At 68.8% G+C, this 24,672-nt stretch carries 29 protein-coding genes and 1 tRNA gene; 14 read left to right on the top strand and 16 right to left on the bottom strand.

Features of this window, described 5'->3' with window-relative positions; translation table 11 throughout:
• Positions 1-42: 42 nt before the first annotated feature.
• The 4 genes from FHY50_RS08260 to FHY50_RS08245 all read right to left on the bottom strand — a co-directional run bounded on the left by FHY50_RS08260 (position 43) and on the right by FHY50_RS08245 (position 3,908).
• Entirely contained in the window at positions 43-948 is a 906-nt protein-coding gene (locus FHY50_RS08260) for an NAD-dependent epimerase/dehydratase family protein (RefSeq protein WP_140047997.1), read from the bottom strand.
• Positions 945-2,051, bottom strand: a complete 1,107-nt coding sequence (gene proB / locus FHY50_RS08255; RefSeq protein ID WP_140047996.1) for a glutamate 5-kinase — start codon at positions 2,049-2,051, stop codon at positions 945-947. Before proB ends, FHY50_RS08260 begins: the two co-directional genes overlap by 4 nt.
• Positions 2,052-2,201: 150 nt before the next feature.
• Positions 2,202-3,248, bottom strand: a complete 1,047-nt coding sequence (gene obgE, locus FHY50_RS08250) for a GTPase ObgE (protein WP_140047995.1) — start codon at positions 3,246-3,248, stop codon at positions 2,202-2,204.
• 69 nt (positions 3,249-3,317) lie between these two features.
• The gene (locus FHY50_RS08245; RefSeq protein ID WP_140047994.1) at positions 3,318-3,908 is read right to left on the bottom strand and encodes a TetR family transcriptional regulator; all 591 of its coding nucleotides are present in this window, start codon (positions 3,906-3,908) and stop codon (positions 3,318-3,320) included.
• Between the two features lie 65 nt (positions 3,909-3,973).
• Here FHY50_RS08245 and FHY50_RS08240 point away from each other — a divergent pair, with 65 nt between their 5' ends.
• Entirely contained in the window at positions 3,974-4,825 is an 852-nt protein-coding gene (locus tag FHY50_RS08240; RefSeq protein WP_180345100.1) for a metal-dependent hydrolase, read from the top strand.
• A 37-nt stretch (positions 4,826-4,862) separates the two neighbouring features.
• On the opposite strand, the gene FHY50_RS08235 is transcribed toward FHY50_RS08240, so the two are convergent.
• From FHY50_RS08235 to hspQ, 4 genes are all read right to left on the bottom strand, one after another.
• Positions 4,863-5,414 (bottom strand): GNAT family N-acetyltransferase, encoded by a 552-nt coding sequence (locus FHY50_RS08235; RefSeq protein WP_140047993.1) that lies wholly within the window; start codon positions 5,412-5,414, stop codon positions 4,863-4,865.
• Positions 5,415-5,582: 168 nt separating this feature from the next.
• Positions 5,583-5,852, bottom strand: a complete 270-nt coding sequence (gene rpmA / locus FHY50_RS08230; RefSeq protein ID WP_140047992.1) for a 50S ribosomal protein L27 — start codon at positions 5,850-5,852, stop codon at positions 5,583-5,585.
• A gap of 24 nt (positions 5,853-5,876) precedes the next feature.
• The gene (gene rplU, locus FHY50_RS08225; protein ID WP_140047991.1) at positions 5,877-6,254 is read right to left on the bottom strand and encodes a 50S ribosomal protein L21; all 378 of its coding nucleotides are present in this window, start codon (positions 6,252-6,254) and stop codon (positions 5,877-5,879) included.
• Between the two features lie 138 nt (positions 6,255-6,392).
• Positions 6,393-6,773 carry a heat shock protein HspQ gene (gene hspQ, locus FHY50_RS08220; protein WP_140047990.1) on the bottom strand — a complete coding sequence of 127 codons (381 nt, stop codon included), beginning with the start codon at positions 6,771-6,773 and terminating at the stop codon, positions 6,393-6,395.
• Positions 6,774-6,896: 123 nt separating this feature from the next.
• Here hspQ and FHY50_RS08215 point away from each other — a divergent pair.
• Positions 6,897-6,987 (top strand) — tRNA-Ser (locus tag FHY50_RS08215).
• Between the two features lie 5 nt (positions 6,988-6,992).
• On the opposite strand, the gene FHY50_RS08210 is transcribed toward FHY50_RS08215, so the two are convergent.
• From FHY50_RS08210 to FHY50_RS08200, 3 genes are all read right to left on the bottom strand, one after another.
• Positions 6,993-9,020, bottom strand: a complete 2,028-nt coding sequence (locus FHY50_RS08210) for a TonB-dependent receptor (protein ID WP_244935313.1) — start codon at positions 9,018-9,020, stop codon at positions 6,993-6,995.
• Positions 9,021-9,091: 71 nt separating this feature from the next.
• Positions 9,092-9,424 carry a DUF6481 family protein gene (locus FHY50_RS08205; protein ID WP_140047988.1) on the bottom strand — a complete coding sequence of 111 codons (333 nt, stop codon included), beginning with the start codon at positions 9,422-9,424 and terminating at the stop codon, positions 9,092-9,094.
• 111 nt (positions 9,425-9,535) lie between these two features.
• Positions 9,536-10,321, bottom strand: coding sequence for a DUF1206 domain-containing protein (locus FHY50_RS08200; RefSeq protein WP_140047987.1), 786 nt, complete (start codon positions 10,319-10,321; stop codon positions 9,536-9,538).
• Between the two features lie 221 nt (positions 10,322-10,542).
• On the opposite strand from FHY50_RS08200, the gene ccmC reads away from it, so the two are divergent.
• The 7 genes from ccmC to FHY50_RS08170 are packed head-to-tail and all read left to right on the top strand — an operon-like array spanning position 10,543 to position 15,299.
• Entirely contained in the window at positions 10,543-11,202 is a 660-nt protein-coding gene (gene ccmC, locus FHY50_RS08195; protein WP_243846784.1) for a heme ABC transporter permease CcmC, read from the top strand.
• A 16-nt stretch (positions 11,203-11,218) separates the two neighbouring features.
• Complete coding sequence (locus FHY50_RS14470; protein ID WP_280524718.1) at positions 11,219-11,347, top strand: hypothetical protein; 129 nt, start codon at positions 11,219-11,221, stop codon at positions 11,345-11,347.
• Positions 11,344-11,778: a cytochrome c maturation protein CcmE gene (gene ccmE, locus FHY50_RS08190; RefSeq protein ID WP_140047986.1), complete on the top strand. Its 435-nt coding sequence runs from the start codon at positions 11,344-11,346 to the stop codon at positions 11,776-11,778. Before FHY50_RS14470 ends, ccmE begins: the two co-directional genes overlap by 4 nt.
• A complete protein-coding gene (locus FHY50_RS08185) occupies positions 11,775-13,733 on the top strand; it encodes a heme lyase CcmF/NrfE family subunit (RefSeq protein WP_140047985.1) in 1,959 nt (652 codons plus the stop codon). The genes ccmE and FHY50_RS08185 overlap by 4 nt, the downstream gene beginning before the upstream one ends.
• Positions 13,730-14,257 carry a redoxin family protein gene (locus FHY50_RS08180; RefSeq protein WP_140047984.1) on the top strand — a complete coding sequence of 176 codons (528 nt, stop codon included), beginning with the start codon at positions 13,730-13,732 and terminating at the stop codon, positions 14,255-14,257. The genes FHY50_RS08185 and FHY50_RS08180 overlap by 4 nt, the downstream gene beginning before the upstream one ends.
• Positions 14,254-14,661, top strand: coding sequence for a cytochrome c-type biogenesis protein (locus tag FHY50_RS08175; protein ID WP_140047983.1), 408 nt, complete (start codon positions 14,254-14,256; stop codon positions 14,659-14,661). Before FHY50_RS08180 ends, FHY50_RS08175 begins: the two co-directional genes overlap by 4 nt.
• Positions 14,661-15,299 (top strand): tetratricopeptide repeat protein, encoded by a 639-nt coding sequence (locus tag FHY50_RS08170; RefSeq protein ID WP_140047982.1) that lies wholly within the window; start codon positions 14,661-14,663, stop codon positions 15,297-15,299. The genes FHY50_RS08175 and FHY50_RS08170 overlap by 1 nt, the downstream gene beginning before the upstream one ends.
• A gap of 66 nt (positions 15,300-15,365) precedes the next feature.
• Here the strand turns inward: FHY50_RS08170 and FHY50_RS08165 are convergent, their stop codons facing one another.
• Entirely contained in the window at positions 15,366-17,591 is a 2,226-nt protein-coding gene (locus FHY50_RS08165) for a M10 family metallopeptidase C-terminal domain-containing protein (protein ID WP_140047981.1), read from the bottom strand.
• Positions 17,592-17,915: 324 nt separating this feature from the next.
• Here FHY50_RS08165 and nadC point away from each other — a divergent pair, with 324 nt between their 5' ends.
• Entirely contained in the window at positions 17,916-18,761 is an 846-nt protein-coding gene (gene nadC, locus FHY50_RS08160; protein ID WP_140047980.1) for a carboxylating nicotinate-nucleotide diphosphorylase, read from the top strand.
• Positions 18,762-18,799: 38 nt separating this feature from the next.
• Positions 18,800-19,519, top strand: coding sequence for a ribonuclease T2 family protein (locus FHY50_RS08155; RefSeq protein ID WP_243846600.1), 720 nt, complete (start codon positions 18,800-18,802; stop codon positions 19,517-19,519).
• Here the strand turns inward: FHY50_RS08155 and FHY50_RS08150 are convergent.
• From FHY50_RS08150 to FHY50_RS08135, 4 genes are read right to left on the bottom strand one after another with little or no spacing between them, the layout of a single operon-like run.
• Entirely contained in the window at positions 19,499-19,948 is a 450-nt protein-coding gene (locus FHY50_RS08150) for a DUF4112 domain-containing protein (RefSeq protein WP_140047979.1), read from the bottom strand. The genes FHY50_RS08155 and FHY50_RS08150 overlap by 21 nt on opposite strands.
• A gap of 5 nt (positions 19,949-19,953) precedes the next feature.
• Positions 19,954-21,408, bottom strand: a complete 1,455-nt coding sequence (locus tag FHY50_RS08145; protein WP_140047978.1) for an ABC transporter substrate-binding protein — start codon at positions 21,406-21,408, stop codon at positions 19,954-19,956.
• Between the two features lie 45 nt (positions 21,409-21,453).
• Entirely contained in the window at positions 21,454-22,179 is a 726-nt protein-coding gene (locus FHY50_RS08140; RefSeq protein WP_140047977.1) for a cytochrome c biogenesis CcdA family protein, read from the bottom strand.
• 3 nt (positions 22,180-22,182) lie between these two features.
• Positions 22,183-22,581, bottom strand: a complete 399-nt coding sequence (locus tag FHY50_RS08135) for a thioredoxin family protein (RefSeq protein WP_140047976.1) — start codon at positions 22,579-22,581, stop codon at positions 22,183-22,185.
• A 149-nt stretch (positions 22,582-22,730) separates the two neighbouring features.
• On the opposite strand from FHY50_RS08135, the gene FHY50_RS08130 reads away from it, so the two are divergent.
• The 3 genes from FHY50_RS08130 to FHY50_RS08120 are packed head-to-tail and all read left to right on the top strand — an operon-like array spanning position 22,731 to position 24,668.
• Entirely contained in the window at positions 22,731-23,255 is a 525-nt protein-coding gene (locus FHY50_RS08130; RefSeq protein WP_140047975.1) for a sigma-70 family RNA polymerase sigma factor, read from the top strand.
• 1 nt (position 23,256) lies between these two features.
• Positions 23,257-23,892, top strand: coding sequence for an NrsF family protein (locus FHY50_RS08125; protein WP_140047974.1), 636 nt, complete (start codon positions 23,257-23,259; stop codon positions 23,890-23,892).
• Between the two features lie 56 nt (positions 23,893-23,948).
• Complete coding sequence (locus tag FHY50_RS08120) at positions 23,949-24,668, top strand: DUF1223 domain-containing protein (RefSeq protein ID WP_140047973.1); 720 nt, start codon at positions 23,949-23,951, stop codon at positions 24,666-24,668.
• Positions 24,669-24,672: the final 4 nt, after the last annotated feature.

Here is a 24,672-nt window from a genome sequence, read left to right as displayed (position 1 = left end):
GGCGTTGCCGTGGCACCGAAATGCGGCGCCAGTTCGGCGCTGCTATAGCAAGCCGTGCGCGCGATACCACATCGCCGTGGCGGCCAGACCTTGCGGCGTGCCGACCTGCGGGGTCCATAGCGACGGCGGCGGGCGATGCGCGGGGTCGATCGCCCAGTCGGGATGCGCGAGATAGCCGACCCGGTCGGGCGTCAGCCTGGCCTTGTCGCCGCGCGCCATCCGGTCGAGCCTCGCGCCCAGCGCCAGAATTGCCCGCGGCAGCGACAGCGGCAGCACGCGCTGTCCGACCGCGCGGCCGAGCGCGCGCGCGAAATCGACATGCGTCCAGCCACCGGGTGTGCCGTCGTCGGCTTCGTACATGCTGTGGTCGCCCGTCGCCTGCGCCAGCGCGATCAGCAGTCGCGCGAGGTCCTCGACATGCACGATCGAGAACCGCCCCGGCGGAGGCAGCGCGACCACGCCCTTCTGCGCCATGCGGAACAGCTCGAGCATGTCGTGGTCGCCCGGGCCGTAGATTGCCGGTGGGCGCACGATCGTCCAGTCGAGTCCCGACTGTTCGACCAGCAGGTCGCCCTGCGCCTTCGACCAGCCATAGTGCGAGAGCTGCGGCTCGCGCGCCGACAGCGACGAGACGTGAACGAAGCGCGCCACTCCCGCCGATCGCGCCGCGGCGAGCATGGCGCGGGTGCCGTCGATATTGCCGCGGAGGAAGCCGTCGCGCGTCGGCGCATTGACCACGCCGGCGATGTGCACGACGGCATCCGCGCCGCCGGCAAGCCGGGCGAGGGCAGGCGCGTCCTCCAGCGTTCCGGCAAGCCACTCGACACCCTCCTGCGCAGGTTGCGCGCGCCGGGTCAGCGCGCGGACGCGGTGTCCGGCCTCGACCGCGAGCCGCAGCACCGCGCTGCCGACGAAACCGGTGCCGCCGGTGATCGCCAGCACGCTCACAGCAGCGCCATATGGCTGCGATGGACCAGCGCCGCGCGTGGACTATGCCCCAGGATGCCCGCCAGCGCGTCGCGGCGCTGACCGACGATGCGCGCGGCGTCGGCATGGTCGTATTCGCTCAACCCGCGCGCAACCGGGGCACCGCCCGGGCCGGCCAGCACCACCAGGTCGCCGCGCGCGAACTCTCCCTCGACGCGCAGTGCGCCGGCCGCCAGCAGGCTGGCGCCGCCTGCCAGCGCCCGGACGGCTCCCGCATCGATATGGATCGTCCCGCGCGCGGTGAGGCCGCCCGCCAGCCACGCCTTGCGCGCCGATGCGCCCTTTTCGGCAAGGAATATCGTGTGCCGGGCGTCCGCCGACAGCGGCCGGTCCGCCCGGCCATTGGCGATCGCCAGTTGCGCCCCCGCCGCATTGGCGATGCGCGCGGCGGCGATCTTCGAGATCATCCCGCCCGATCCCATTCCCGACGCCGATCCGCTATCGGCCATCGCTTCAATCCGTGCATCGATCCGCTCGACCAGCGGGATATGGACCGCTCCAGCCAGCGCCGGATTGCGATCGTACAGCCCGTCAATGTCCGACAGCAGGATGACGCCCTTGGCGCCCGCAGCCTGCGCCACGCGGGCGGCCAGGCGGTCATTGTCGCCGAAGCGGATCTCCTCGGTGGCGACGCTGTCATTCTCGTTGAGCACCGGCACGGCGCCCAGCCCGAGCAGTCGGTCCAGCGTCGCCGCAGCGTTCAGATAACGGCGCCGATCCTCGAGATCGCCCAGCGTCACCAGCATCTGCGCGGCGATCAGTCCCTCCGCTGCGAGCGTTTCCGCCCAGATCTGGCTGAGCGCGATCTGCCCGACCGCCGCCGCGGCCTGTGCGTCCTCGAGGCTGGCGCGTCCACCTTTGACGAGCCCCAGCCGTCGCGCCCCGAGCGCGATCGCGCCCGACGACACGATCGCGACCTGCTGCCCCGCGCGCGTGCGTTCGGCGATGTCGGTAACGATCTCCGCAAGCCAGTCGCGCCGCACCCCGCCATCGGCAGCGATGAGCAGCGCCGATCCGATTTTGACGACGATCCGTGGGCAGGCGGAGGGCGGGAACAGGGTCATATCGGTCCGCGCCGTACCGCGCATCCACCGTCGCGCCAATGGCGGCGTTTCAGTCGCGGGTGAAGATCTCGTCCTGGCCCCGCGCATGCCGAGCGCTGCCGCCCGCCGTCATGCGGATAAAACCGCAGCGGCGGGCACCTTTCCAGCGGGTCACACCGGCGACCACTCGATCGCGTCCTCGCCTTCGTCGTCGGCAGCGACGGCGGCGCCTTCCGGGCCGATCGCCTCGATCAGCTTGTCGAGCACCCAATCGACACCGACGCCGCTCGCGCCCGAGATCGGGATGACCTCAGCGCCGCTCGCTGCTTCCAGCTCGGCGGAAAGCGCTTCGATCAGTTCGTCGTCGAGCGTGTCGATCTTGTTGAGCGCGACCACCACCTGCTTGTCGGTCAGCCCGGCGCCATAGGCGTCGAGTTCGTCGCGCACGATGCGATAGCTCTCTGCGACGTCGGCATCGTTGGCATCGATCAGGTGCAGCAGCACCCGGCAGCGCTCGATATGGCCAAGGAAGCGGTCGCCGACCCCGGCCCCCTCTGCGGCGCCCTCGATCAGCCCGGGAATGTCGGCGACGACGAATTCGCGATTCTTGTGCCGCACCACGCCCAGTTGCGGGCGCAGCGTAGTGAAGGCATAGGCGCCGACCTTGGCCTGGGCGTTGGTGACGGCGTTGATGAAGGTCGACTTGCCGGCATTGGGCAGCCCGACCAGCCCGGCATCGGCAAGCAGCTTCAGCCGCAGCCACACCCACGCCTCGTCACCCGGCCAGCCGGACCCGTGCTGACGCGGCGCGCGATTGGTCGAGGTCTTGTAACTGGCATTGCCGCGCCCGCCGTCGCCGCCGCGCAGGAAGACCTCGCGCTGGCCGGGGCGGGTGAAGTCGAGCAGGACATGCTCCTTGTCCTCGCTGAGGATCTGGGTGCCGACGGGAACCTGGATGACCAGATCGTCGCCGCCCGCACCGGTACGGTTGCTGCCCGCGCCGCCCTTGCCTCGCATGGCGCGAAAATGCTGGGTGTAGCGGAAATCGATCAGGGTATTGAGCCCCGCGACCGCCTCGAAGATTATGTCGCCGCCCTTGCCGCCGTCGCCGCCGTCGGGACCGCCATATTCGACGAACTTCTCGCGGCGGAAACCGACCGCCCCGCCGCCGCCCGCGCCCGATCGGACGAAGATCTTTGCTTGGTCAAGAAAATGCATGGCGCGGCCGATAGCTCAGTTGTCGGGGAAAGTCGAAGGGGCGCGAACCGCTCCGCACCGCAAGGCGAACTATTCAGCGGGCTCGCGCTTGGCATGCGACGCCGCCAGCGATCGCACCGCGATGCGGCGTGCGGAATTCCGCGGCAGGCCGAGCGCCTTGGCCATCGGGCCGCCCATCAGAGCGTCGCCCAGCGCCAGCAGCACCAGTTGCAGCGTATCCTCATGGATCGGACGGTCGCCATGCCCGGCTTGGGACAGGTCGTCGACCAGCCGGTGGATCGCCTCGAGGATCGGGTCGAGCGCATCCTCGTTGCCCGACAGGATCATCCAGCTCGCCAGTGCGCCCGCGCCTTCCTTGTCGAACGCGTCGAAGGTCAGGTCGACCACTTCGCCGGGATCGCCGCCCTGCTCGCGCGCGCGCATCGCCGCTGCGCCGATCGTCGCGGTGATGGTATCGGCCATGCTCTCGGCAAGCGCGCGTTGCAGCCCCGCCGCCGAACCGAAATGATGGAGCAAATTGGCGTGCGTCCGCCCGATCCGCCCGGCTACCGCCTTCAGCGTCACCGCCTGCGGTCCGGCCTCGATCAGCAGTGCGCGAGCCGCCTGCAACGCGGCGATACGGGACTCTTCGGGGCTGAGGCGTTTTCGGATTATTGACATTGATGTAAGTAACTGCCAACTGACAAAGCTGTAAACAAGTGCGACGTGATGTTGTGGAGGAAAGCGTGGCGAAAGCAAAGACTCCCGCCGATTTGACGATCACCCCGCGCGACGTGCGCTTCGGTCGCGATACGCGCTATCGCCGCTGGTGGCTCAACGACGATCCGATTGCGACGGCCTTCTACAATGCGCTGTCGGTGACGTTTCCCAAGGGCGAAGGCTTTTTCGTCGACAGCGTGCGCCGCTTTCGCGAAGGCACGCCGCCGCGGCTGCATGCCGAGATCGGCGCCTTCGTCAAGCAGGAGGTCATCCACACCCGCGAGCATGTCGCGTTCAACCGGCATGTCGTCGATCAGGGCTATGACATCAGCCGCCTCGAAGCGCGGGTCGACCGCGAACTGGCTCTGACCAGGGACCGGCCCGCGATCGGCAAGCTGGCGGCGACGATGTGCCTGGAGCATTTCACCGCAATCATCGCGCACGAGCTGGTCGCAAATCCGGCGCATCTGGCGGGCGGCGACCAGCAGGCCGCCGATCTGTGGCGCTGGCATGCGATCGAGGAGATCGAGCACAAGGGTGTCGCCTATGACACCTGGCTGCATGCCACCCGCGACTGGACGCGGTTCCGACGCTGGTGGGTCAAGGCGCTGGTGATGGTGATCACCACCAAAAAGTTCTTTTCCGGGCGCACCGAAGGCATGCTCGACCTGTTGGAGCAGGACGGGCTGCGCGGGGCAGGGGTCAAATGGCGGCTATTCAAATATGCGTTCGGCCGCCCCGGCATGGCGCGCAAGGTGCTGGGCGCATGGGCATCGTTCTTCCTGCCCGGCTTTCACCCCTGGAACCATGACGACCGGTCGCTGATCGGGCTGGTCGACAGCGAATACGCGGCGGCGCGATTGCCCGCCGTAGCATGACCCAAGCTAGCCTCCCCCTTTTGGGGGAGGGGCCTGATCATGCCGCCAATCGCGTATCGCCCGCGCCGTCGTCCAGTTCGAACAACACGCAGTCGGCCTCGCACCCGCGCGCCTGCGACCACCGCTTTTCGCTGAGCCCGGTCGGCCGAAAGCCGATCTTGGCAAGCACCCTGCCGGACGCCGGGTTATCCGCGAAATGCCCCGATACCAGGCGCGTCACCCTCAGCGTTGCGCGCAGCGTCGCCACGACGGCAAGGCCCGCCTCGGTGGCCAGACCGCGGCCCCAGGCATCGGGCGTCACCCAATAGCCAAGGTCGAGGTCGCCTGCGGCGCCATGCACGCCGCGGCGATCGACGCCGATACCGCCGACCAGGCGCACGGTATCGCCCCTATGCTCGAACATCAGGAAACTGGGCGTGTCGATCGCACGCGGTGCGGTCAGGAACGCCTCGGCATCGGCGATGGTATAGGGGAAGGGCAGCGAGGCGAGCTTCTCGACCACCGCGCGATGCCCGACCGCCTGCGCCAGCGCGGGGGCATCCTCAATCCATCCCGGCCGCAATGTCAGCCGCCTCGTACGCACGAACATCGCTACGCTCCTCATCCTGATCGCGCAGTGCCGGATCGCAGTGACGATCCGGCGACAGCCGCATGGAGGGAGCAAGAAAAAAGGGAGCCGGGGCGACCCGTCTCCCTGTTGAGCTGGTTCCGTAGCGGAACCCGGGTCACCCTGGTGGGCAACCCGGCCGGTTGCCCGTTATTCTGCGGCTTGCGCCAGCATCTCGACCGATGCGAACTTGCGTCCGAGCTTGCCTTCGTGAAACGCCACGCGGCCTTCGGTCAGCGCGAACAGCGTGTGGTCCTTGCCCATCCCGACATTGGTGCCCGGATAGAATTTGGTCCCGCGCTGGCGCACGATGATGTTGCCCGGAATGACGGCTTCGCCGCCGAACTTCTTGACGCCCAGGCGACGGCCGACCGAATCGCGACCGTTGCGCGACGAACCGCCTGCTTTCTTATGTGCCATTGTCTATGCTCCTCGAATTCGGGCTTACGCGGTAGCGGCTGCGGCGTCGTCCCCGGCGGGGGCGGCGTCGGCCTTCTTGGCGCGCGTGGCCTTCTTCTTCTCTTCGCCGCCGATCGCCACGATCTTCAGGATCGTGTGGTTCTGGCGGTGGCCGTTCTTGCGGCGATAATTGTGACGGCGGCGCTTCTTGAAGACGATGACCTTGTCACCCTTCGCCTGCGCGATGATCTCTGCCGCGACGGTCAGCCCGTCGGTCGGCTTGAGGTCGCTGCCCTCGCCCGCGAGCAGGATGTCGCCCAGCGTGACCGAATCACCGGCTGCTCCGTCGATCTTCTCGACGACGATCTTGTCTCCGGCGGCAACGCGGTACTGCTTGCCGCCCGTGCGCACGACTGCGAACATGGCCCTGTCAACTCTTTCAAATGCGATATCCCGCAAAGGCGTGAGCCCTGCGGGAAGGAATGGCGCAGCTAGGTCAAAATCGCCGAGGTGTCAACCGTACGGGGCGGGGGAGCGGGACGACGCGGCTACACCGGGCGATCAGTGCCGATGCTCGCGCTTGAGCCGATAGCGGCCGTCGATATATTGATCAAACAGCCCGCCGATCGCCGGATGATCGACCGGCTCCTCGCTGTCGTCGGGGATCAGGTTCTGCTGGCTGACATAGGCGACATAGGTCGATTCGGCATTCTCGGCGAGCAGGTGATAGAAGGGCTGGTCCTTGGCCGGACGCACGCCTTCGGGGATCGCCTCATACCATTCGTCGGTGTTCGCGAACACCGGATCGACATCGAACACGACGCCGCGGAAATCAAACAGCCGGTGCCGGACCACCGCGCCGACATCGAAGCGGGCATGCGCGACGGGCGGCATGGGGATGCCGGTTTCGTGCGCGTCGGGAGTGGCGGAAAGACGGTGCATGGCGATGAACCTAGTGGCAATTCGCGGCCGTGCAAGGCGGGGCTTGCGGACACTGTGCCTTTGGGCTACCCGCGCCCCCTCATCCGATCGACCGGGCCGCTTGCGGCCAACCGGATGGCCCGCGGAGAGGTGGCAGAGTTGGTCGATTGTACCGCACTCGAAATGCGGCGTGCCCTAGCGGGCACCGTGGGTTCGAATCCCACCCTCTCCGCCATTCGCTCACTCCAGCGACGCGCGTAGGCCGATCCATAGCTGGCGGGGACGGGCGCGCTCGATCGCATCGCCGCTGAACCCGGTTTCGACGCGGGCATCGAACAGATTCTCGGCGCGCGCCTCGATCGCGACCGCTTTGGTCAACGGCAGCGCGGCGATCGCGTCCAGCGTCAGCGCCTGCGCCAGCGAACGGCTGTTCTGGTCGTCCTCATATTGCCGCGACGCGTAGCGCAGTGTCGTGCCGGCGCGCCACGCACCGCGCTGCCAGGCCAATGTCGCCGAAGCCTGATGCTGCGGAACCTGCGCCGGACGCAGGCCGTCGAGCGCTGGCGCCGCCTCGGCCGCCCGCACGACCGGGTCGGCATAGGCATAGGACAGCGCCATCCGCACCGCACCGAGCCGCGCCTCCCCATCGACCTCGATCCCGCGCGCATCGATCGCGCCCAGGTTGCGGCGCTGGCGATAGAAGCCTGCTGCCGACACGAACCCGACACCCGGGAAGTTGCCCGGCCCGCGCGCGATCGTGACATTGGCGATGGCGTCGTTCAGGCGATTGGCGAACAGCGTCGCCCCCAGCGTCATCCGCTCCCCCAGCGCGAGATCGACGCCCGCCTCGACGCCGTCCAGCGTTTCGGGGCGCAGCTCGGCATTGGCCGCGACCGCGTCGGCACCGACACGAAACGGCCGGTACAGCTCGTTGGGGGTGGGCAATCGCCACGCGCGATACGCCGCGCCGCGCAGCGTGACCGCGGCGGCAAGCGACCAGGCCGCGCCGATCCGTCCGGTCGGCTCGGTGCCGCTGCGATCGGCAAAGCCGGTGTCGGTGATGGGCGCTCCGCCGCCGAGCATCTGTTCGAACAGGCGGCCATCCTCGATCCACCAGCGGTCGATGCGCGCGCTGGCGTCGAGGCGGATCGCGCCCGGAGACCAGGTGAGATCGGCGAATCCGCCCAGCGTGCGAGTCGTTCCTCCCGCCTCGCGCCGCCGGGTCGGTGCCCCGTCAACATAGCTGTAGAACTCGTGCGTCGTCCCTCCGGTCGATCGCACGTCGCTGCCGAAGCGAAGCTCGATCGCTTCGCCGATCGGCGGAGCCACTTCGAGGCGCCCGCCCAGCCCGATCGCAGGAACGCTGTACTGGTCGAGCACCTGACTCGCGACGGTGCGGGCATCGTCGATGCTGGCGAATTGGCTGGCGAACTGCCGCGCCTGGACATAGGCGAGCGCGGAATAGCGCCACGCACCGTTGCCGACGACGCGCAGGCTGGCATCCGCACCGTCGCTGGCGATCGCCGTGCTCGCCAGTCCGCGCTCCCGCCGGTCGGAAAAGCCCTGCACCGTCGCCTGGAGCTCGGTGTGGGGGGCGACGCGTACGACGGCGCGCGCCGAGGCGTTGAACTGTTCGTACGGCGCGGCGCGATCGGCCGGGCCGCGATCTTCCGCGACGATCGGCACGAAGCCGTCGCCGCGGGCATAGCCGGCGTCGAGCGTTGCGAAGCCGCTGCCGCGCTCGAACGTGGCGCTGGCCTGCGCATCGACGCTGTTACGGCTGCCATAGGCGATACTCGCCGACAGTGGCGGCAGTTGATCCGGCGTCGCGCTGCGCAGGTCGATCACTCCCGCCAAAGCGCCCGAACCCCAGCGCACGCCACCGCCGCCGCGGGCGACGCGGACCTGGCCCAGCCGCGCGACCGAATAGGCGGGGAACGCCACCCAGCCGGCGAACGGATCGGCCTGCGGAACGCCGTCGAGGATCAACAGCGCGCGGCTCGACGCGCTGCCGCCGATGCCGCGCAGGGTGATGCCCTGGCTGGTCGGATTGGCCGAACGCGAATCGGCGCGGCGAAACGATTGCAGCCCGGCGATATCGGCCAGCGCATCCTCCAGCCGGTTGCTGGCGGTGGCGGTCAGCCGGTCGAGATCGATCACGGCGATGCCCGTCGATCGCGGCTCGGGATCGGCGAGGCCGCGGCCGGTGACGACGATGTCGCCGCTCGGATCGGCGCTGTCCTGCGCCACCCCCGGATGCGCGATCAACGCGGCGCCGATTCCCAACCCGGCCAAAGGGCAGAGGCGCGGGCCCCGGCGGCGCCCCGCACTGGGCAAAGCTATTTCCGCTTCTTGCGCGCGGCGTAGCGGGCGTCGCGCGCCGCTTTCTTCTCGGCTTCGCTCTGCTCGGCGGCCTTGGCCGCCTGTTCTTCCTGTTCTGCCGCGAGGCGAGCGGCCTCGATCTTGGCGAGGCGCGCAGCTTCCTCGGCTTCGCGCTTGGCGACGCGCTTGGCAGCGGCGGCTTCTTCGCGCCGTACTCGCGCCGCGGCACGTTCGGCGACGACGGCGGGATCGATCGGGGGCTTGGCCTTGAGCCGGTCGAGCGCCTTTTGCTTGGCCTGCTGCGCGAGCGCGGCGCGCTCCTTGAAATCGGGGGCCTTATAGGCTGACATGCGAGTGCGAATCTCCATTGATGGCGGCGCCGTCATCGGCGCGATCCGCCGCCCCTGTAGCGATGCATCGCGATCGACGCAAAGCGGGGCAGTCGAATGGGCGCGAGGTGCTCATCCCGGAGCCAGCCGCTTGAGCCGCTCGACCACCTTCTGATCGGTGATGCGCCGATAGCGCGCTTCGACGAAGCTGAAGATGCCGAAGGCGAACAGCCCCGCCGCGACGACGACCTGCGCGGTCGGCGGCAGCGCGTCGAGCGCCTTGTCCATGCTGCCCGCCTCGCTCGCTTGCGCCGCCATGCCGGCCTGCCACAGGAAATATCCCATCAGCACGAACACCGTGCCGCGCGCCAGATAGCCGAGCCGCCCGGCCCAGCGCACCCACTCCATCCGCGCAGCCTCGGGGTCGAGGTAGCGCAGAAAGCCGAGCTTGACCGCCTTGATCGCCTGATACGCCCCGGTGCCGACCAGGATCACCGCGAACAGCATCAGCGCGCTCGCCCCGCCAGGAAACTCAAGCGCAGTGCGCGCCCCGGTGACAGCGCTGTCGTCGCTGGGGTCGATGCCGACGATCAATTGGCAGGCGGCGAAGAACAGCCCCAAATGGAACAGTCCGCTGGCGACACCGCCGCCGCGCACGGCATAGCCCTTGGCATCGCTGCCATGCCCTTCGGTATCGATGAACGCTTCGGAAATCCTCCAGATGCTGTAGCCGAGCAGCCCGATCGCCAGCGCCACCAGCAGCACGCGACCGGCCCCGCTCTCGACGAATTCCAGTGCGCCTGCGGCGTCTTCGGTGCGGCCGACACGGATCGCCAGATAGCCGATCAAGCAATAGAGCAGGCCGCGTGCGGCGAAGCCCAGCCGTGTCATCGCTTCGAGTTTGCCGATATCCGGCATGGCGTTCCCCCTTGTTTTCGTTGCGGCACCGAACGGACGATCGGCGATTTCGTTGCGGGGCCGTGATGGCGAAGCGCCGAACCGAGATGGCAGAGACCTTCGCAGGCGCAGCGCAAACGATCGGTGGATTTCGCCGATCAATCGCCTATTGTCGGGCAATCGTGATCCACGCGCTCGCCAATCCAGCCCGTTTCCTCAGGATCGCCCGGCCGCTCACCCCGATGCTGGTGCTCGGCGGGATCGCGCTTGCGCTGTTCGGCGGGTGGGCGGGGCTGACCCAGACGCCGCCCGATTATCTGCAGGGCGAAACGGTGCGCATCCTCTACATCCACGTCCCCGCCGCCTGGCTGGGGATGGGCGGGTGGAGCGGCATCGCCATCTCCAGCATCGCCTATCTCGTCTGGCGACATCCGCTGGCAGCGGTGGCGGCACGCGCCTGCGCGGTGCCCGGCGCATTGTTCGCTGCGGTGTGTCTCGCCACCGGATCGATCTGGGGACGTCCGACCTGGGGAACGTGGTGGCAATGGGACGGCCGGCTGACGTCGATGCTGCTGCTGTTCTTCGTCTATCTCGCCTATATCGCGCTCGGCCGCGCCGATGCGCAGCGCGGCGGCGACGGCCGCATCCCGGCATTGTTCGGAATCGCCGGAACGGTACTGCTGCCGATCATCCGCTATTCGGTGATCTGGTGGAATACGCTGCACCAGGGGCAGAGCCTGACGCTGACCAAATCGACGATCGACAATGCCATCCTGTGGCCGCTGGCATTCACGCTGTCGGGCTTTACCCTTCTGTTCGCCGGGATCGTGCTGATGCGGATGCGCGCGCTGCTCGCCAGTGCCAAGGTCGAGGCACGGATGCGCCGGATCGCGGCGGCATGAAACACCGGGTGTCGACGTGAACCAATGGGCGTTCGTGATCGCGGCCTATGCCGTGACCCTTGCCGCGACCGGCGCGATCGCGTGGGGCAGCTATGCCGCGATGCGCCGCGCCGAACGCGCTGCCGAGGAACTGACCCGCCGATGAAGCCAAAGCACCAACGGCTCGGTCTCGCCGCGCTGGCACTCGTCGCGGTGCTCGGCGCCAGCGGCCTCGCGCTGTCCGCATTGAAGGACGAGGCGGCGTTTTTCTACGCCCCCGCAGATGTCGCCGGCAAACCGCCGCCGCTCGGCAAGGCGGTGCGGCTGGGCGGTATGGTCGCGGGCGGCTCGATCGTGCCGCAGGGCGACGGCGTGTCGATCGCGTTTACCGTCACCGACGGCAAGGCGCAGGTACCGGTGCGCTTCTCCGGCATCGCGCCCGATCTGTTCAAGGAAAATTCGGGCGTCGTCGCCGAAGGGCGGTTCCAGCCCGACGGCAGCTTCGTCGCCGACAATCTGCTCGCCAAGCATGACGAACGCTACATGCCTCCCGAAATGGCGGGTAAGATGGCTGCCGCAAAGACGCTCGAGCAATGATTGCCGAAGCCGGATTGGCGGCGCTGTGGCTCGCCGCGGCGCTGGCGCTGCTGCAACTGGTGCTCAGCGCAGGCGGATTGTGGCTGGGGCGGGACGCGCGCCGGACGGACGAACGCATCGCCACCGCCGCGCAGCTGATCGCCGGCGTGCGCCCGGTCGCGATCGTCCAGGGACTGCTGGTTGCGTTCGCGTTCGCGATGCTGATCCTGGTGTTCGTACGCTCCGACATGTCGGTGCTGCTGGTCGCCTCCAACAGCCATTCGGCCAAGCCGCTGATGTACAAGATCGCCGGCGCATGGGGCAATCACGAAGGGTCGATGCTGCTGTGGGTGACGGTGCTCGCCATTGCCGGCGGGGCGATCGCGCTGATCGAGAGGCGGCTGAACGAAGCCACGCTGATCGCGACGATGGGTGCGCAGGCTCTGATCGCGCTTGGCTTCTATGGCTTCCTGCTCTTGTCCTCGAACCCGTTCGCGCGGCTGGTGCCCGCCGCGGCGGAGGGGCAGGGGCTCAACCCGCTGCTGCAGGACCCCGGTCTCGCCTTCCACCCGCCGACGCTCTATTTCGGCTATGTCGGGCTGTCGGTGGCGTTTTCGTTCGCGGTCGGCGCGCTGGTGATGCGCGACGTCGGTCCGGCGTTCGCCCGCGCGATGCGGCCGTGGGTATTGGGCAGCTGGATCTTCCTGACGCTCGGCATCACCGCGGGCAGCTACTGGGCCTATTACGAGCTGGGCTGGGGCGGCTGGTGGTTCTGGGATCCGGTCGAGAACGCGTCGCTGATGCCGTGGCTGGCGGCGACCGCATTGCTTCATTCGGTGACGGTGCTGGCGACCCGCGACGGCCTGCGATCATGGACGATCATGCTCGCGGTGGTCGCGTTCAGCATGTCGATGATCGGCACCTTCCTTGTCCGCTCGGGCATCCTCACCAGCGTCCACGCCTTTGCGGTAGACCCCGAACGCGGCAGCTTCATCCTCGGCCTGCTGATCTTCTACATCGGCGGCGCGCTCGCGCTGTTCGGCTGGCGCATCGGCAGCGTCAAGCAGGGCACGACCTTCGAACTGGTCAGCCGCGAGGGCGGGCTGGTGCTCAACAACCTGCTGCTGTCCGTGATTCTCGGCATCGTCCTGATCGGCACGCTCTATCCGATCGTCGCGCAGGCGATGGGCACGCAATTGTCGGTCGGGCCGCCGTTCTTCAACAAGACCGCCGGGCCGATCGCGCTGGCGCTGGTCGCGGCGATGGCGGCGGGGCCGCTGCTGCGCTGGCGGCGCGACGATCTCGGGCCGCTGGCGGTCAAGCTGCGCGCGCCGATCGCGGTCGCGCTGCTCGCCATGCTGGCGATCCTGCTGCTCGCGCCGGGCACCGGCATCCTGCCGCTGCTCGGCCTGGCATTGGCGATCGCGCTCGCGGTCGCCAGCGTCGCACCCTTGTGGAAGCGCAACCTGCTGCGCACGCCGCTATTCACCTATGGCATGGTGCTCGCGCATCTCGGCATCGCCGTCAGCCTCGCCGGCATGGCCAGTGAAAGCGCGTTCACCAGGGAGCGCCTGGTCGCGGTCGGGGTCGGTCAGCCGACGCAGATCGGGCCGTTTACCGTCACGCTGGAGGGCATCGCCCCGCGCATCGGCCCCAACTGGTCGGCGCTGGAAGCGCGGCTGCGGGTGCAGCGTGGCGACGACGCACCCTTCGTCATGCTGCCGCAGAGCCGCTATTTCTCCGCGCCGCCGACGGTGACCAGCGAAGCGGCGATCGACACGGTATTCGACGGCCAGCTCTACACCGTGCTCGGCCAGCCCGACGGCAATGGCCGGTGGCAATTGCGACTGTGGTGGAAGCCGCTGGTGACGCTGATCTGGGCAGGCGGGGTGCTGATCGCGCTGGGCGGCATGCTGGCGCTGGTCGGCCGCGTCCGGCGGGAGCGCAAGGCGGCGCTGCGCGAGGCATGGGCATGAAGCGTTGGCTGCTCTGGCTGCCGCTGGCGGTGTTCGCCTTGCTCGCCGGGATCGCATTGCACGGCCTCTATCGCCCCAATGATCCGACAGTGCGGTCGGCGCTGGTCGGCAAGCCGCTCCCGCAATTCGCGCTCAAGCCGATCGTGCCGGGCAAGCCGGGGCTCGACACCGCCGCGTTCAGGACCGGCGAGCCGCGGCTCCTCAACGTCTTTGCCAGCTGGTGCATTCCCTGCATCGCCGAAGCGCCGCAGCTGCTGCGGCTGAAAGCAGCGGGCGCGAAGATCGACGCGATCGCGATCCGCGACACCGCGCCGGCGATCCGGCAATTCCTGGCGCGCAACGGCGATCCCTATGAACGGATCGGCGACGATCGGCAAAGCTCGGTGCAGCTCGCGCTCGGTTCGTCGGGCGTGCCGGAAACCTTCGTGATCGACGGCAAGGGCCGCATCGTCGCGCAGCATATCGGCGACATCCGCGAGGATGACGTCGCCGATCTGCTGGAGGCGCTCAGGGACGCGCGGTGAGGCGGACGGCAGCATTGCTGGCGTTGGCTGCGGCGAGCCCGCTGGCCGCGCAGTCGCAATTGCCGCCCGCCGAATATGCCAACAAGCAGCTTGCCGATCCCGCCAAGGAGGCGGAAGCGGCGGAGCTGATGGCGACGCTGCGCTGCATCGTCTGCCAGGGCCAGGCGATTTCCGATTCGGACGCGGAGATGGCGGGCGATATGCGCGCGCTGGTGCGCGAGCGTATCGCCGCGGGCGAGAGTGCCGACCAGATCCGCGCGTGGCTGATCGCGCGTTATGGCGACTATGTCAGCTACGATCCGCCGATGAGCACGGCGACCGCGCCGCTGTGGATCGCACCGCTTGCGCTGTTGCTGATCGGCGGCGCGATCGCGGCGCGCAGCTTTCGTCGGCGCCGCCGCTGATGGGGTGGCTGGCGTTGGCGCTGGTCGGGGCGGCGGCAGGCGCAGCATTGTGGCTCGGCCGCATGCCGCGCGGACTGGCGGCGATCGCGGCGGCGGCGTTGATGCTCGGGGCGACGGGCTATGCGCTGCAGGGCAGGCCGCGCCTTGCCGGACAGCCTGCCACCTCCGCGGCGCAAGGCCTCACGATCGAACCCGGCATGGTCGCGTTCCGGTCGGCGATCCTGGGCGATGCGCATCGCGCGCCCTGGTCGCTCGCCGATGCTGCGCTGGCCCGGGGCGATGCCCGCGAATCGGTGGCGATCCTGATCGATACCGTACGCCGCGCGCCGCGCGACGCTTCGGCATGGACCGCGCTCGGCACCGGGCTCGCCATCCATGACGGCCAGCAGCTCTCGCCTTCGGCCCGGTTCGCCTTTGCGCAGGCGATCCGGCTCGACCCGCACGCGCCGGGGCCGCCTTTCTTCCTCGGGCTGGCGCTGCTCAACAGCGGCGAGCTCGAACCCGCGCGAACCGCGTGGCACCGGGCACTGGCGCTCGTCCCGGCCGACGCGCCGTATCGCGACGACGTCGCCACGCGCGTGCTGATGGCGGATCGCTTCATCGCGATGATGGCCGGCACGCCGCCCTCCCGGCCTTAACCGCGGACAAGCAAAGGGGCCGGCCGGCAGATGCCGACCGACCCCCAATGCGTCGCTATCGAACGATCAGAGGATGATGTCGTTCGCCAGCGGCACGGCGTTGTTCTCGAACAGGATCGAGAAGTCCGCGGCGCCGTCGCCGTTGACATCGCCCTGCATCATGTTGCCCGCGATCCGCAATTCACCGGCGCTGCCGGAGAATGCGGCGCCGTTGATCAGCGTGAAGCTGTCGTTGCCGAGCACCGTCGTGTCGGCGTCGATCGCCGACAGGTCGAGATCATCGACGCCGCGCTGGAAATCGACGACCCGGTCGGTGCTGCCATCGGCCACCGAGAAGGCGAAGACATCGATGCCCAGCCCGCCGGTCAGCATGTCGGCACCCGCGCCGCCGTCGAGCCAGTCGTTGTTGGCGCCGCCGTCGAGCGTGTCGTTGCCGGCATCGCCGTACAGCGTGTCGTTGCCGTTCAGGCCCAGCAGCGTGTCGTTGCCGTCCATCCCGCGCAGCTCGTTGCCCAGCGTCGACCCGCGCAGCGTGTCGTTGAACGCCGATCCCGTGGCGTTCTCGAACCCGTTGATGCGGTCGCCCGCCGCGGCACCGCCGACGACGTTGGTCGCCAGATTGACCTGCACGCCGCCGGTGGCGTCGAAATAGGTCACGGTGTCGATGCCGCCATTGCCGAGCAGCGTATCGCGCCCGCCGCTGCCGCCGCCGATGACGTTGTCGGCGTTGTTGCCGATCAGCGTGTCGTCGTACGCACCGCCGATCAGACCCTCGATCGAGGTCAGACGATCGCCAGCGGCACCGCCCGACGCGGAGTTGGCGAGCAGGCTGATCAGCACGCCCGACGTCGCCGATTCATAGCTGACGACGTCGTTGCCGGCACCGCCGTTGATGCGGTTGGCGACCGCATTGGCGACGATGACGTCGTCGCCGCCGCCGCCGACCGCATTCTCGATCCACGCGCCATAGGCGATGCCGACATTGTCGGTCATCCGGCCCAGCAGCGGGTTGGCTTCGAGCGCGGCCATGTTGGCGAGATAGGTCGCCAGCAGCGTCGGCGCATAGCCGGCCGCAGCGCGGTTGGCGTTGACCTGCTCGAAGGTCAGCTCGGCGCGTGCCTCCTCGACCGTGACGCCGCCGATGCTCGACAGCGAGCCCGGGTTGAGATCGATGATCTGGTCGGTGTTGTAGCCCGACACGTCGAGCGTGTCGTTGCCGCCGGCATCCCAGATCGCCGTGGTCGGCGCGGTATTGATCGTGAAGTCGAGCGCGTCGCGGCCGGCGTTGCTGTTGAAGCCATAGGTGGTGTTGCCGGTACGCGTCGTCGTATCGGCGCCGTACATGTTCTGGACCGCCAGGATGTCATGCACCATCGGCGTGCCGCCGTACGAGATCGTCATGATGTTGAAGTCGAAATCGCGTGCGCCGATGTCGCGCGGGTTCCAGTACGACATGATCGTGTAGTTGCGCGCGTCCTGGAAATATTCCGCGCCGTTGGCATAGTTGACTGCAAAGCCCGGGCCGAAATTATAGTTGCCCGGATGCGACAAGCCGATAGCGTGGCCGATTTCGTGGGTCAGCGTGTTGAGGCCGTAGCCGCCGACCTCGAGCTGGAAGTTGCTCGCCTGGCTGGCCGAAACCCACACGTCGCCGAGCACGCCGACGGTCTGCGCGTCGATTTCGGGGATGCCGTACAGCGTGTCGCCGGGCAGATAGGCATAGGCCTGCGTCTGGGGCGCGTCGGCGAGATTGGCGAGATTGATATCGGCATCGCCGCTCGCGGTTTCCTGGAACGACACGGCGACCAGGTCATCCCAATATTCCATCGCGTCGCGCGCGGCTTCGCGCTGTTCGGCTTCGAACGGGGCGAAATTGAAATATTCCTGGGCGCCGTAATAGCCGCCCTGATATTCGAACACATAGCCGTTGTTCTCGAGCTCGGTCAGGCTCTCGTGAAAACCGAAGTTGATCACATCGGCGACGTTGTCGGTCTGCGGCGTGTGGCCCGGACCCGGTACCCAGCTGGTGTCGCTGCGGTTCAGATAGGCAGCGATTTCGTCCTCGCTCCAGATGTCCTTGCCGTTGCCCGCGACGGTGCCGGCCTGATCGTCGACCGACGCGTCGCCGATCTCGACGAACAGGCGCGGATCGCGCACGTCATTTTCGCCGTCGAAGCCATGCGCGCCGCAGGCGCAGCCCATCGCATGCGTCGAAACATCGACCGTGAACGGCGACGGCCGAAGCCCACCCGTCGATGCCATGCCGGTACCATATTCAATCATTCTTGCCATGATGCGACCTTCCCCGAATTGTAACGATTGAGGCGAGATTGTCAGCGGCGGGCCGGTTGGCCTTCGATACCGCTATGGACCTGCAATTGCAGCCGATCGCCAAAGGATACGATCGTGGTCGGAGTGGATGCATCCCCCCGCGGGCCGGAGCCTGCGGGCGCCACACCCGAAAAACCATAACACTGCAACAACTTGCACTCTCCCCAAGGGGGTAGCATGCCACATCCGGGGCGATCCGCAAGGGGTGTTTTCGTACGGTGTGGAACCTTTTTGCGAAATGCCTGCACAATTGGCGGCGGCGCCGCGACACGATAGGGGAGCGGGATGCGCTTTTCCCTGGACCGCTTCGATCTCGACGCCTTCGTCGCCGCAACGCTTGCCGAGGACCTCGGCGATGGCGGCGATGTCACCTCGGCGGCGGTGATACCGGCGGATGCGCGCTTTGCCGGGGTGATGGACAGCCGCGACGCGATCGTCGTCGCGGGGCTTCACGTCGCCGCGCAATTCTTCCGTACCCTCGATCCCGCCGCCACGATCGAGGTGCTGGTGGAGGAGGGGGCCAGCGTCCTGCCCGGCACCGACCTGATGCGCCTGCGCGGATCGGCGCGCGCGCTGCTCACTGCCGAGCGTTCGGCGCTCAACACCGTCCAGCACCTGTCGGGGGTCGCCACCCTGACGCGCGCCTATGTCGATGCCATTGCCGGCACCGGCGCGGTGCTGCTCGATACGCGCAAGACGATCCCGGGGCTACGCGCGCTCGAGAAATACGCGACGCGCATGGGTGGCGCGACCAATCACCGCATGGGACTGTGGGACGCCGCGATGATCAAGGACAACCACGTCGCGGTGGCAGGCTCGGTCGAGGCCGCGACCGCACGGGCAGTGGCGGCGGGGATCGCCAGCATCATCGTCGAGGTCGACCGGCTGGATCAGATCGAACCGGCGCTGGCGGCGGGCGCGACGCATCTGCTGCTCGACAACATGCCCCCGCCGGTGCTGCGCGAGGCGGTCGGCATCGTGGCCGGGCGCGTGCCAACCGAGGCTTCGGGCGGCGTGCGGCTCGACACGATCCGTGACATCGCCCGGACCGGCGTCAGCTATGTCAGCGTCGGCCGGCTCACCCAGTCGGCGCCCGCGGCCGATATCGGGCTGGATTTCACGGTCGGCTAAGGGCAGGTTGGCGATGCGACAGGGGGCGGGGGCCGGCAATGCGGATCGGAATGCGGGTGATAGTGGCAGGCGCGGCGATGCTCGCACCGCTGGCGGCGCAGGCGCAGGCCTATCGCTGTTCGGTGCCGCAGGCGATCGACACCCCGCGCCCCGACACGCCCGATGCGCGCGATCCGGTGCGCCGCGTCGCCACCGGCGGCTATACGCTGGCGCTGACGTGGAGCCCGCAATATTGCCGCACTGCCGGCGACACGCGCTCGGCGCGGTTTCAATGCGGCGGCGGCAATCGCTTCGGCTTCACGCTGCACGGCTTGTGGCCCGATGGCGTCGGCAAGACCTGGCCGCAATATTGCCGCCCCGCCGCGATCGTTCCGCAGGCGGTGATCCGCCGCAACCTGTGCACGACTCCGTCGCCGCAACTGCTCCAGCACGAATATGCCAAGCATGGTACCTGCATGAACCTGACGCCCGCGCGCTATTTCGCGCAGTCGGGGCGCCTGTTCGCGCAGGTGCGCTATCCCGACATGGACGCGCTGTCGCGCCGCGCCAACCTGACCGCCGGGCAATTCGCGGTCGCGTTCGCGCGCGCCAATCGCGGGCTCAATCCTCGCTCGCTGCGACTGACCGCGACGCGCGACGGCTGGCTCGACGAGGTGTGGATCTGCCTCGACACCAACTTCAAATACCGCCGCTGCCCGACGCATCAGGCAAGCCTTGCGCCAGCCACGCGCCTCAAATTATGGCGCGGCGGGCGCTGACCCTTCCAGCGTGACGGTCGCGGGGTGGTGTTTGTCGAGATGGCGCCGGATGATGCGCAGGTTGCGCGTGTTCGACCGGAAGAAGAAATCGGGGATGATGCCGATGCCGGGGATCAACCCGAGCAGCCAGTCGAAGCCGACATTGCCCGCCATCCGCGCCATCGCGCCTTTCGACATGCCCAGATTGCGCGCTTCCCACACCATATAGCCGCCGAACGCCGCGCCGACGAAGCTGCCGCCGACCGGCAGCAGGCCGAGCAGCACGTCGAGCCCGATCGGCCGGTTGATGCCGGGAATGACTAGGCTGCGCTCGAGCAGGCGTTCGAGGAGTTCGACGCGCTGCCGCACCGACGCGGCATCCTTGGCGATCGGCAACTGGTCGGCGATGCGCGCAAAGGTCTCGGGATTGATGCGGGAAGGTTTGGCCATGACGCTTAATTGGGCTCGCGCCGCAGCCGATTCAACGGATGCCACGCATAGGGGTTGGCCTGCCACTGCGCCAGCCGCGGCGCCACCAGCGACCAGCGCAGCGGCGGCGCGATTGGGATGAAGGGGGTTTCGCGCGCGACGGCGATGTCCGCCTGCGCCAGCAGGGCCGACCGGGCCGCGGCATCGGGCGCATCGCGGGCGGCGTCGATCGCCGCGATGGTTTCGGCGCTGCACAGGCGGCAGGCGGTCACCAGGAACCAGCGCGCGCTTTCGTACGGCGCCACCGCATCGATCAGGCGCAGGTCGGCATCCTCGCGAACCGCGACACGGCGGATCGGCAGCCCGATCGCGGCGAACGCCTCGGCCAGGCTGCCCCACACCAGGTTCGATCCCGGCCCCGGCGGCAGCGCCACCCGCAGCGGCGGCGCGACCGGATTGCGTGCCCGCCAGATCGCGACACGCGCCTGTGCAACCGCCCGGCGCTCGGTCAGGTCGGACGCGGTCCAGTCGGGCAGCGCCGGGACGTCGGCGGAATCGAGCTGGTCGGGCAGCACCGACTGGACCGGCGTCCAGGCCTGCCGGAACGCGGCGGTCAGGGTGCCGCGATCGATCGCCATCGCGATCGCGGCCCGGTTGGCGGCGTCTGCCAGAAATCCGGTGCGCTCGACGATCGCCAGCCCGAACAGTCCTATCGCCGGATCGATGCGCAGCGTGTTGGGCGCGACATCGGCAATCTCGATCAGCGGCCAGTCGGCGAAGCTGCCGCCCGTCACCAGGTCCGATTCGCGCTCGGCAAACCGCAGGATGGCCATCGCCGCGCGCTCGCCGCGCAGCCGTACGAAGTCCTCAGGCGCCGGTTCCTCGACCTCGTCACTCGCCTGGCTGGGATCGAAGGCGGGTTGCAGCACGATGTCCTCGGCGCCGCGCTCGGCGATGCGGAACGGTCCCGATCCGACGCGCTGGCCGGTTCCGTAGATCGCCAGCGCCGGATGCGCGAACAGCGTCAGCAGGTTGGGGCGCGGCCGCGACAATCGCACCTCGATCACCTGCGGCGTCATCGCCACGATCTCGTCGATCGCGCTCAGATACGGCGATACCGCGTTGCGCGCTTCAGGCGCAGTGGCGCGCCGCAGCCGGGCGACGACCTGCTCGGCGGTTACCGGGCTGCCATCGGCCCATTCGGCGGCGCGCAGGCGAAAGATATAGCTGCGGCCGTCGTCGATCACGATCCAGCGCTCGGCAAGGCCGGGCTCGACCTGGCCATTGGCATCGAACCGTACCAGCCCCTGCGCCGTCGCGTCGGCGAGCAGCAGGCTGGCGAGCGACGGCTGCCCGCGTCCCGGATCGACCAGCCGTGCCGGGCCGCCGATCGCGCTGACGACCACCGGAACGTCGTCGGGACGGCGTTCGCAGCCTGCGACGAACAGGACGAGCAGCAGCGGCAACAGCGAACGGACCATCGCGCCGGTCTATGCAGCGCCGCCGCGACTGCCAACCCCGCGCCGTCACACCGAGGTCGTCAGCGCCACCAGCCAGTCGGGCGACGCCGCGACGATCGCCGCTTCCAGCATTCGGTCCACCCCGGTGCCGATCAGGACGCCCACTGCAAGCAGCAGGGCGCCGAGCAACTGGCGGCCACCGCTGCCGGTGCGCAGCAGCCGGGCGCGCCAGCGCGTCATCAGCCTGCGCCCGGCCAGCGCGATGGCCAGCAATACGCTGGCGATGCCGGTTCCGAACGCGAGCATCACGGAAGCGGCGGCGCCGAGATCCTGTCCTTGCGATGCGAGCACCGTGGCCGCGCCCAGCGTGGGGCCGACGCAGGGTGCCCACACGAGCCCGAGCAGCGCCCCGATCGCCGCCTGCCCGGCCAGTCCGTGTCGTTCTAGACCGGCTTGGCGCGTCCCCGCCCAGCGCGCCGCTGGCGCAGCGACGCGCTCGGCAACGACTTGCGCGCGGGGGACCAGCAGGACGATGCCGATCAGCGCCAGCATCGCGGCCCCGGCCATGCGCAGCGCCTCGGCATCGAGTCCGACCGCGACGCCGACCGTGGCGAGCGCGAAGCCGGCGACAGTGAACGCCGCCACCAGGCCCGCCGCGAGCGCAAAGGGACCCCAGCGGCTGCGCTGCGCCGCGCTGCCCAGCACGATCGGCACCAGCGGCAGCACGCACGGCGACAGGATCGTCAGCACGCCTGCGACATAGCCGAGCAGCGGGTTGAGCGCGGGATTCACCGATCAGCCTCGCATCGAGGCGAGCAGGCGCGTCATCGACGCTTCATCGCTGACATACGCGATCCGCCCGGTTTCCTTGGCGCCGCGAAACGCGATCATCGTCGATTGCTTTTGCGCTCCAAACTTCTTCCACAGCGGCTTTTGCGAATCGTAATCGATGCGAAAGACGATCAGGTCGCGGTCGCCCTTGGCGGTGAGCTTGTCGAGCATTCGTCCTTGCGCCGCACAGACCGGGCACCATGGCGCGTGGACCTCGACCAGGATCGGGCGCCCGGCGCGCTGCGCGGCGGCGAACGCAGCGTCGCTATAGGCGACGCGCTCGGTCGCCGAAGCGGGAGCGGCGACGACGGCCATGCTGGCGGCAAGAACGCTGGCAAGGAAGGCTGGGACACGGTGTTGCATGGCGGGCTCCGATCGAGGGGCGCGGCCGGGATCGGCGCGGCGCCATCGGTTCGCCATGCGGCTGTGATCGGTTACAAAGGCGGCGGTCGTAACCAAATCGCCAGATGGCGCGAATGGGTCGCGATGCGTGCAATCGGTCAGGGGGAGCCATGACGCCCAGCGAGCAATCGCTCGCCCAGTTGATGGCGATGGCGCAGGCGGGCGACGGTGCCGCCTATCGCGCGGTGCTGGTCGCGAGCCAGACCTGGCTGGCGCGCTATTTCGCGCGCCGTATCGCGCCGCATGCCGTCGACGATCTCGTCCAGGAAACGCTCGCCTCGATCCACGCCAAGCGCGCGACCTATGATCCGGCGCGCCCGTTCCTGCCGTGGCTGGCGGCGATCGCACGCTATCGCTGGGTCGATGCGCTGCGCACCGAATATCGCCGCCGTGAGGATGCGCTGGGCGGCGATCACGCGGTCGCGGGCTTCGAGGACGAGGTCGGCGCGAGGCTGGGCATCGCCCGCTTGCTGGCATTGCTGCCGGCCGGGCAGGCGGATGCGATCCGCCTGGTCAAGATTGAGGGGCTTTCCGTCGCCGAGGCCTCGCAGCGCGTGGGCCAGTCCGAATCGCTGATCAAGGTCAACATCCATCGCGGGCTCAGGCGGCTCGCCAGTTCGATCGAAAGTGACTGATATGTCCTCTTCCACCATCGACGCGCTGGTCGCGGATTGCTCGCCGGTGCGTCCGATCGCGCCGCGCCACGGGATTGCGCTGGTCCTGGCCGCGATGGCCGGGACGATCGCCGCGGTCGCGGCGCTGTTCGGGCTGCGCGGCGACGTGACCGAACTGCGCCCGCCCGAAATGGTGATGATGCGCTCGGGTGCACTCTTGCTGCTGGGGGCGGCGGCGCTCGCCGCGATCGCCGCCAGCGTGCGGCCATCGATCGGCGAGCGTCGCGACGGCTGGCGCTGGGCAGTCGCGGCGGGAGCGCTGTTCCCGCTGTCGAGCGCGGTGTTGATGCTGCGCAGTGGCCAGCTTCCCGCCGATCTGGTGATGGGGCCCGATCCGCTGGCGTGTCTCGGCATCAGCCTGGCGGGGGCGGGGGTGATCGGCGGCGTGCTGACCGCCTGGCTGCGGCGCGGCGCGGTCACCGAACTGCCCCGGGCCGGGTTGTTGGTAGGCCTCGCCGCAGGCGCATTCGGCGCGTTCGCCTATAATCTCCACTGTCCCAGCCTGTCGCTGCATTATGTCGCGGTGTGGTATTCGCTGGCGATCGGCTTGAGCGCGATCGCCGGACGCCTGCTGGTGCCCCGGATGCTGCGCTGGTGATGTAACCTGCGGCCGCGGCGGAGCGAACCGCGGGGCATCACCACGGGAGTTGCATCATGATCCGTCGCCCGCTCGTCGCCCTGATCCTCGCCGGCACCGCCGCCGCCGCGCTGCACGGCATCGGCAGCTCGCAGACGCCGGCCCGCCCGGTCGCCGTCGAACTGTTCACCAGCCAGGGCTGTTCGTCATGCCCGCCCGCCGACAGGATCATGGCGCAGCTCGCCGCCGATCCCGGGGTCGTCGCGATCACGCGTCCGGTGACCTATTGGGACCGGCTCGGCTGGAAGGATACGCTCGCCAGCCCGCGCAACACCGCGCTGCAGGCCGCCTATTCCGCGCGCGGCATTCCCGGCGCCGGCAACTACACGCCGCAATCGGTGGTGCAGGGGCGCAGCGGCACGGTCGGCGGGCGCGGTCCGGCAATCCGCGCACTGATCGACCAGGCGTCGCGCCTGCCGCAACCGCGCGTCGGAATCGTGCGCGATTCGGCGGGGGTCACGGTCGCCGTCTCGGGCACTGCTCCGGCCGACGCCCGCGTCAGCGTGGTGGCACTGCGCCGCAGCGTCGATGTCGCGATAGGCACGGGCGAGAATGGCGGGCGCAGGCTGCGCTACAGCAACGTCTTCGTTGACGAGCGCCCGATCGGCCGCTGGACCGGCGGCGCGCAGCGCGCGGCAGTGCCGACCGACGCCATCAAGGTCCCCGGCGCTGACCGCTACGCCGTGCTGGTTCGCCAAGGCGCAGCCGGACCGATCCTCGCCGCGCGCTATATCTGAAGGG

Origin of the sequence: Sphingomonas japonica (assembly GCF_006346325.1) — a bacterium.
Taxonomy (GTDB): Bacteria; Pseudomonadota; Alphaproteobacteria; order Sphingomonadales; family Sphingomonadaceae; genus Sphingomonas; species Sphingomonas japonica.
The sequence above is the reverse complement of the archived record's forward strand: the minus strand, read 5'-3'. Positions and strand labels throughout refer to the sequence as shown.

What these genes read in the sequence shown, in the direction of transcription:
- FHY50_RS08235 (WP_140047993.1), bottom strand. Translation starts at nt 5,414, where the DNA reads ATGTTCGTGCGTACGAGGCGGCTGACATTGCGGCCGGGATGGATTGAG.
- hspQ (WP_140047990.1), bottom strand. Translation starts at nt 6,773, where the DNA reads ATGCACCGTCTTTCCGCCACTCCCGACGCGCACGAAACCGGCATCCCC.
- FHY50_RS08165 (WP_140047981.1), bottom strand. Translation starts at nt 17,591, where the DNA reads ATGGCAAGAATGATTGAATATGGTACCGGCATGGCATCGACGGGTGGG.
- FHY50_RS08130 (WP_140047975.1), top strand. Translation starts at nt 22,731, where the DNA reads ATGACGCCCAGCGAGCAATCGCTCGCCCAGTTGATGGCGATGGCGCAG.
- FHY50_RS08170 (WP_140047982.1), top strand. Translation starts at nt 14,661, where the DNA reads ATGGGGTGGCTGGCGTTGGCGCTGGTCGGGGCGGCGGCAGGCGCAGCA.
- FHY50_RS08120 (WP_140047973.1), top strand. Translation starts at nt 23,949, where the DNA reads ATGATCCGTCGCCCGCTCGTCGCCCTGATCCTCGCCGGCACCGCCGCC.
- FHY50_RS08135 (WP_140047976.1), bottom strand. Translation starts at nt 22,581, where the DNA reads ATGCAACACCGTGTCCCAGCCTTCCTTGCCAGCGTTCTTGCCGCCAGC.
- proB (WP_140047996.1), bottom strand. Translation starts at nt 2,051, where the DNA reads ATGACCCTGTTCCCGCCCTCCGCCTGCCCACGGATCGTCGTCAAAATC.
- ccmC (WP_243846784.1), top strand. Translation starts at nt 10,543, where the DNA reads ATGCTGGTGCTCGGCGGGATCGCGCTTGCGCTGTTCGGCGGGTGGGCG.
- FHY50_RS08180 (WP_140047984.1), top strand. Translation starts at nt 13,730, where the DNA reads ATGAAGCGTTGGCTGCTCTGGCTGCCGCTGGCGGTGTTCGCCTTGCTC.
- FHY50_RS08245 (WP_140047994.1), bottom strand. Translation starts at nt 3,908, where the DNA reads ATGTCAATAATCCGAAAACGCCTCAGCCCCGAAGAGTCCCGTATCGCC.
- FHY50_RS08155 (WP_243846600.1), top strand. Translation starts at nt 18,800, where the DNA reads ATGCGGATCGGAATGCGGGTGATAGTGGCAGGCGCGGCGATGCTCGCA.
- FHY50_RS08185 (WP_140047985.1), top strand. Translation starts at nt 11,775, where the DNA reads ATGATTGCCGAAGCCGGATTGGCGGCGCTGTGGCTCGCCGCGGCGCTG.
- FHY50_RS08150 (WP_140047979.1), bottom strand. Translation starts at nt 19,948, where the DNA reads ATGGCCAAACCTTCCCGCATCAATCCCGAGACCTTTGCGCGCATCGCC.
- FHY50_RS08205 (WP_140047988.1), bottom strand. Translation starts at nt 9,424, where the DNA reads ATGTCAGCCTATAAGGCCCCCGATTTCAAGGAGCGCGCCGCGCTCGCG.
- rplU (WP_140047991.1), bottom strand. Translation starts at nt 6,254, where the DNA reads ATGTTCGCAGTCGTGCGCACGGGCGGCAAGCAGTACCGCGTTGCCGCC.
- FHY50_RS08200 (WP_140047987.1), bottom strand. Translation starts at nt 10,321, where the DNA reads ATGCCGGATATCGGCAAACTCGAAGCGATGACACGGCTGGGCTTCGCC.
- FHY50_RS08125 (WP_140047974.1), top strand. Translation starts at nt 23,257, where the DNA reads ATGTCCTCTTCCACCATCGACGCGCTGGTCGCGGATTGCTCGCCGGTG.
- ccmE (WP_140047986.1), top strand. Translation starts at nt 11,344, where the DNA reads ATGAAGCCAAAGCACCAACGGCTCGGTCTCGCCGCGCTGGCACTCGTC.
- obgE (WP_140047995.1), bottom strand. Translation starts at nt 3,248, where the DNA reads ATGCATTTTCTTGACCAAGCAAAGATCTTCGTCCGATCGGGCGCGGGC.
- rpmA (WP_140047992.1), bottom strand. Translation starts at nt 5,852, where the DNA reads ATGGCACATAAGAAAGCAGGCGGTTCGTCGCGCAACGGTCGCGATTCG.
- FHY50_RS08145 (WP_140047978.1), bottom strand. Translation starts at nt 21,408, where the DNA reads ATGGTCCGTTCGCTGTTGCCGCTGCTGCTCGTCCTGTTCGTCGCAGGC.
- nadC (WP_140047980.1), top strand. Translation starts at nt 17,916, where the DNA reads ATGCGCTTTTCCCTGGACCGCTTCGATCTCGACGCCTTCGTCGCCGCA.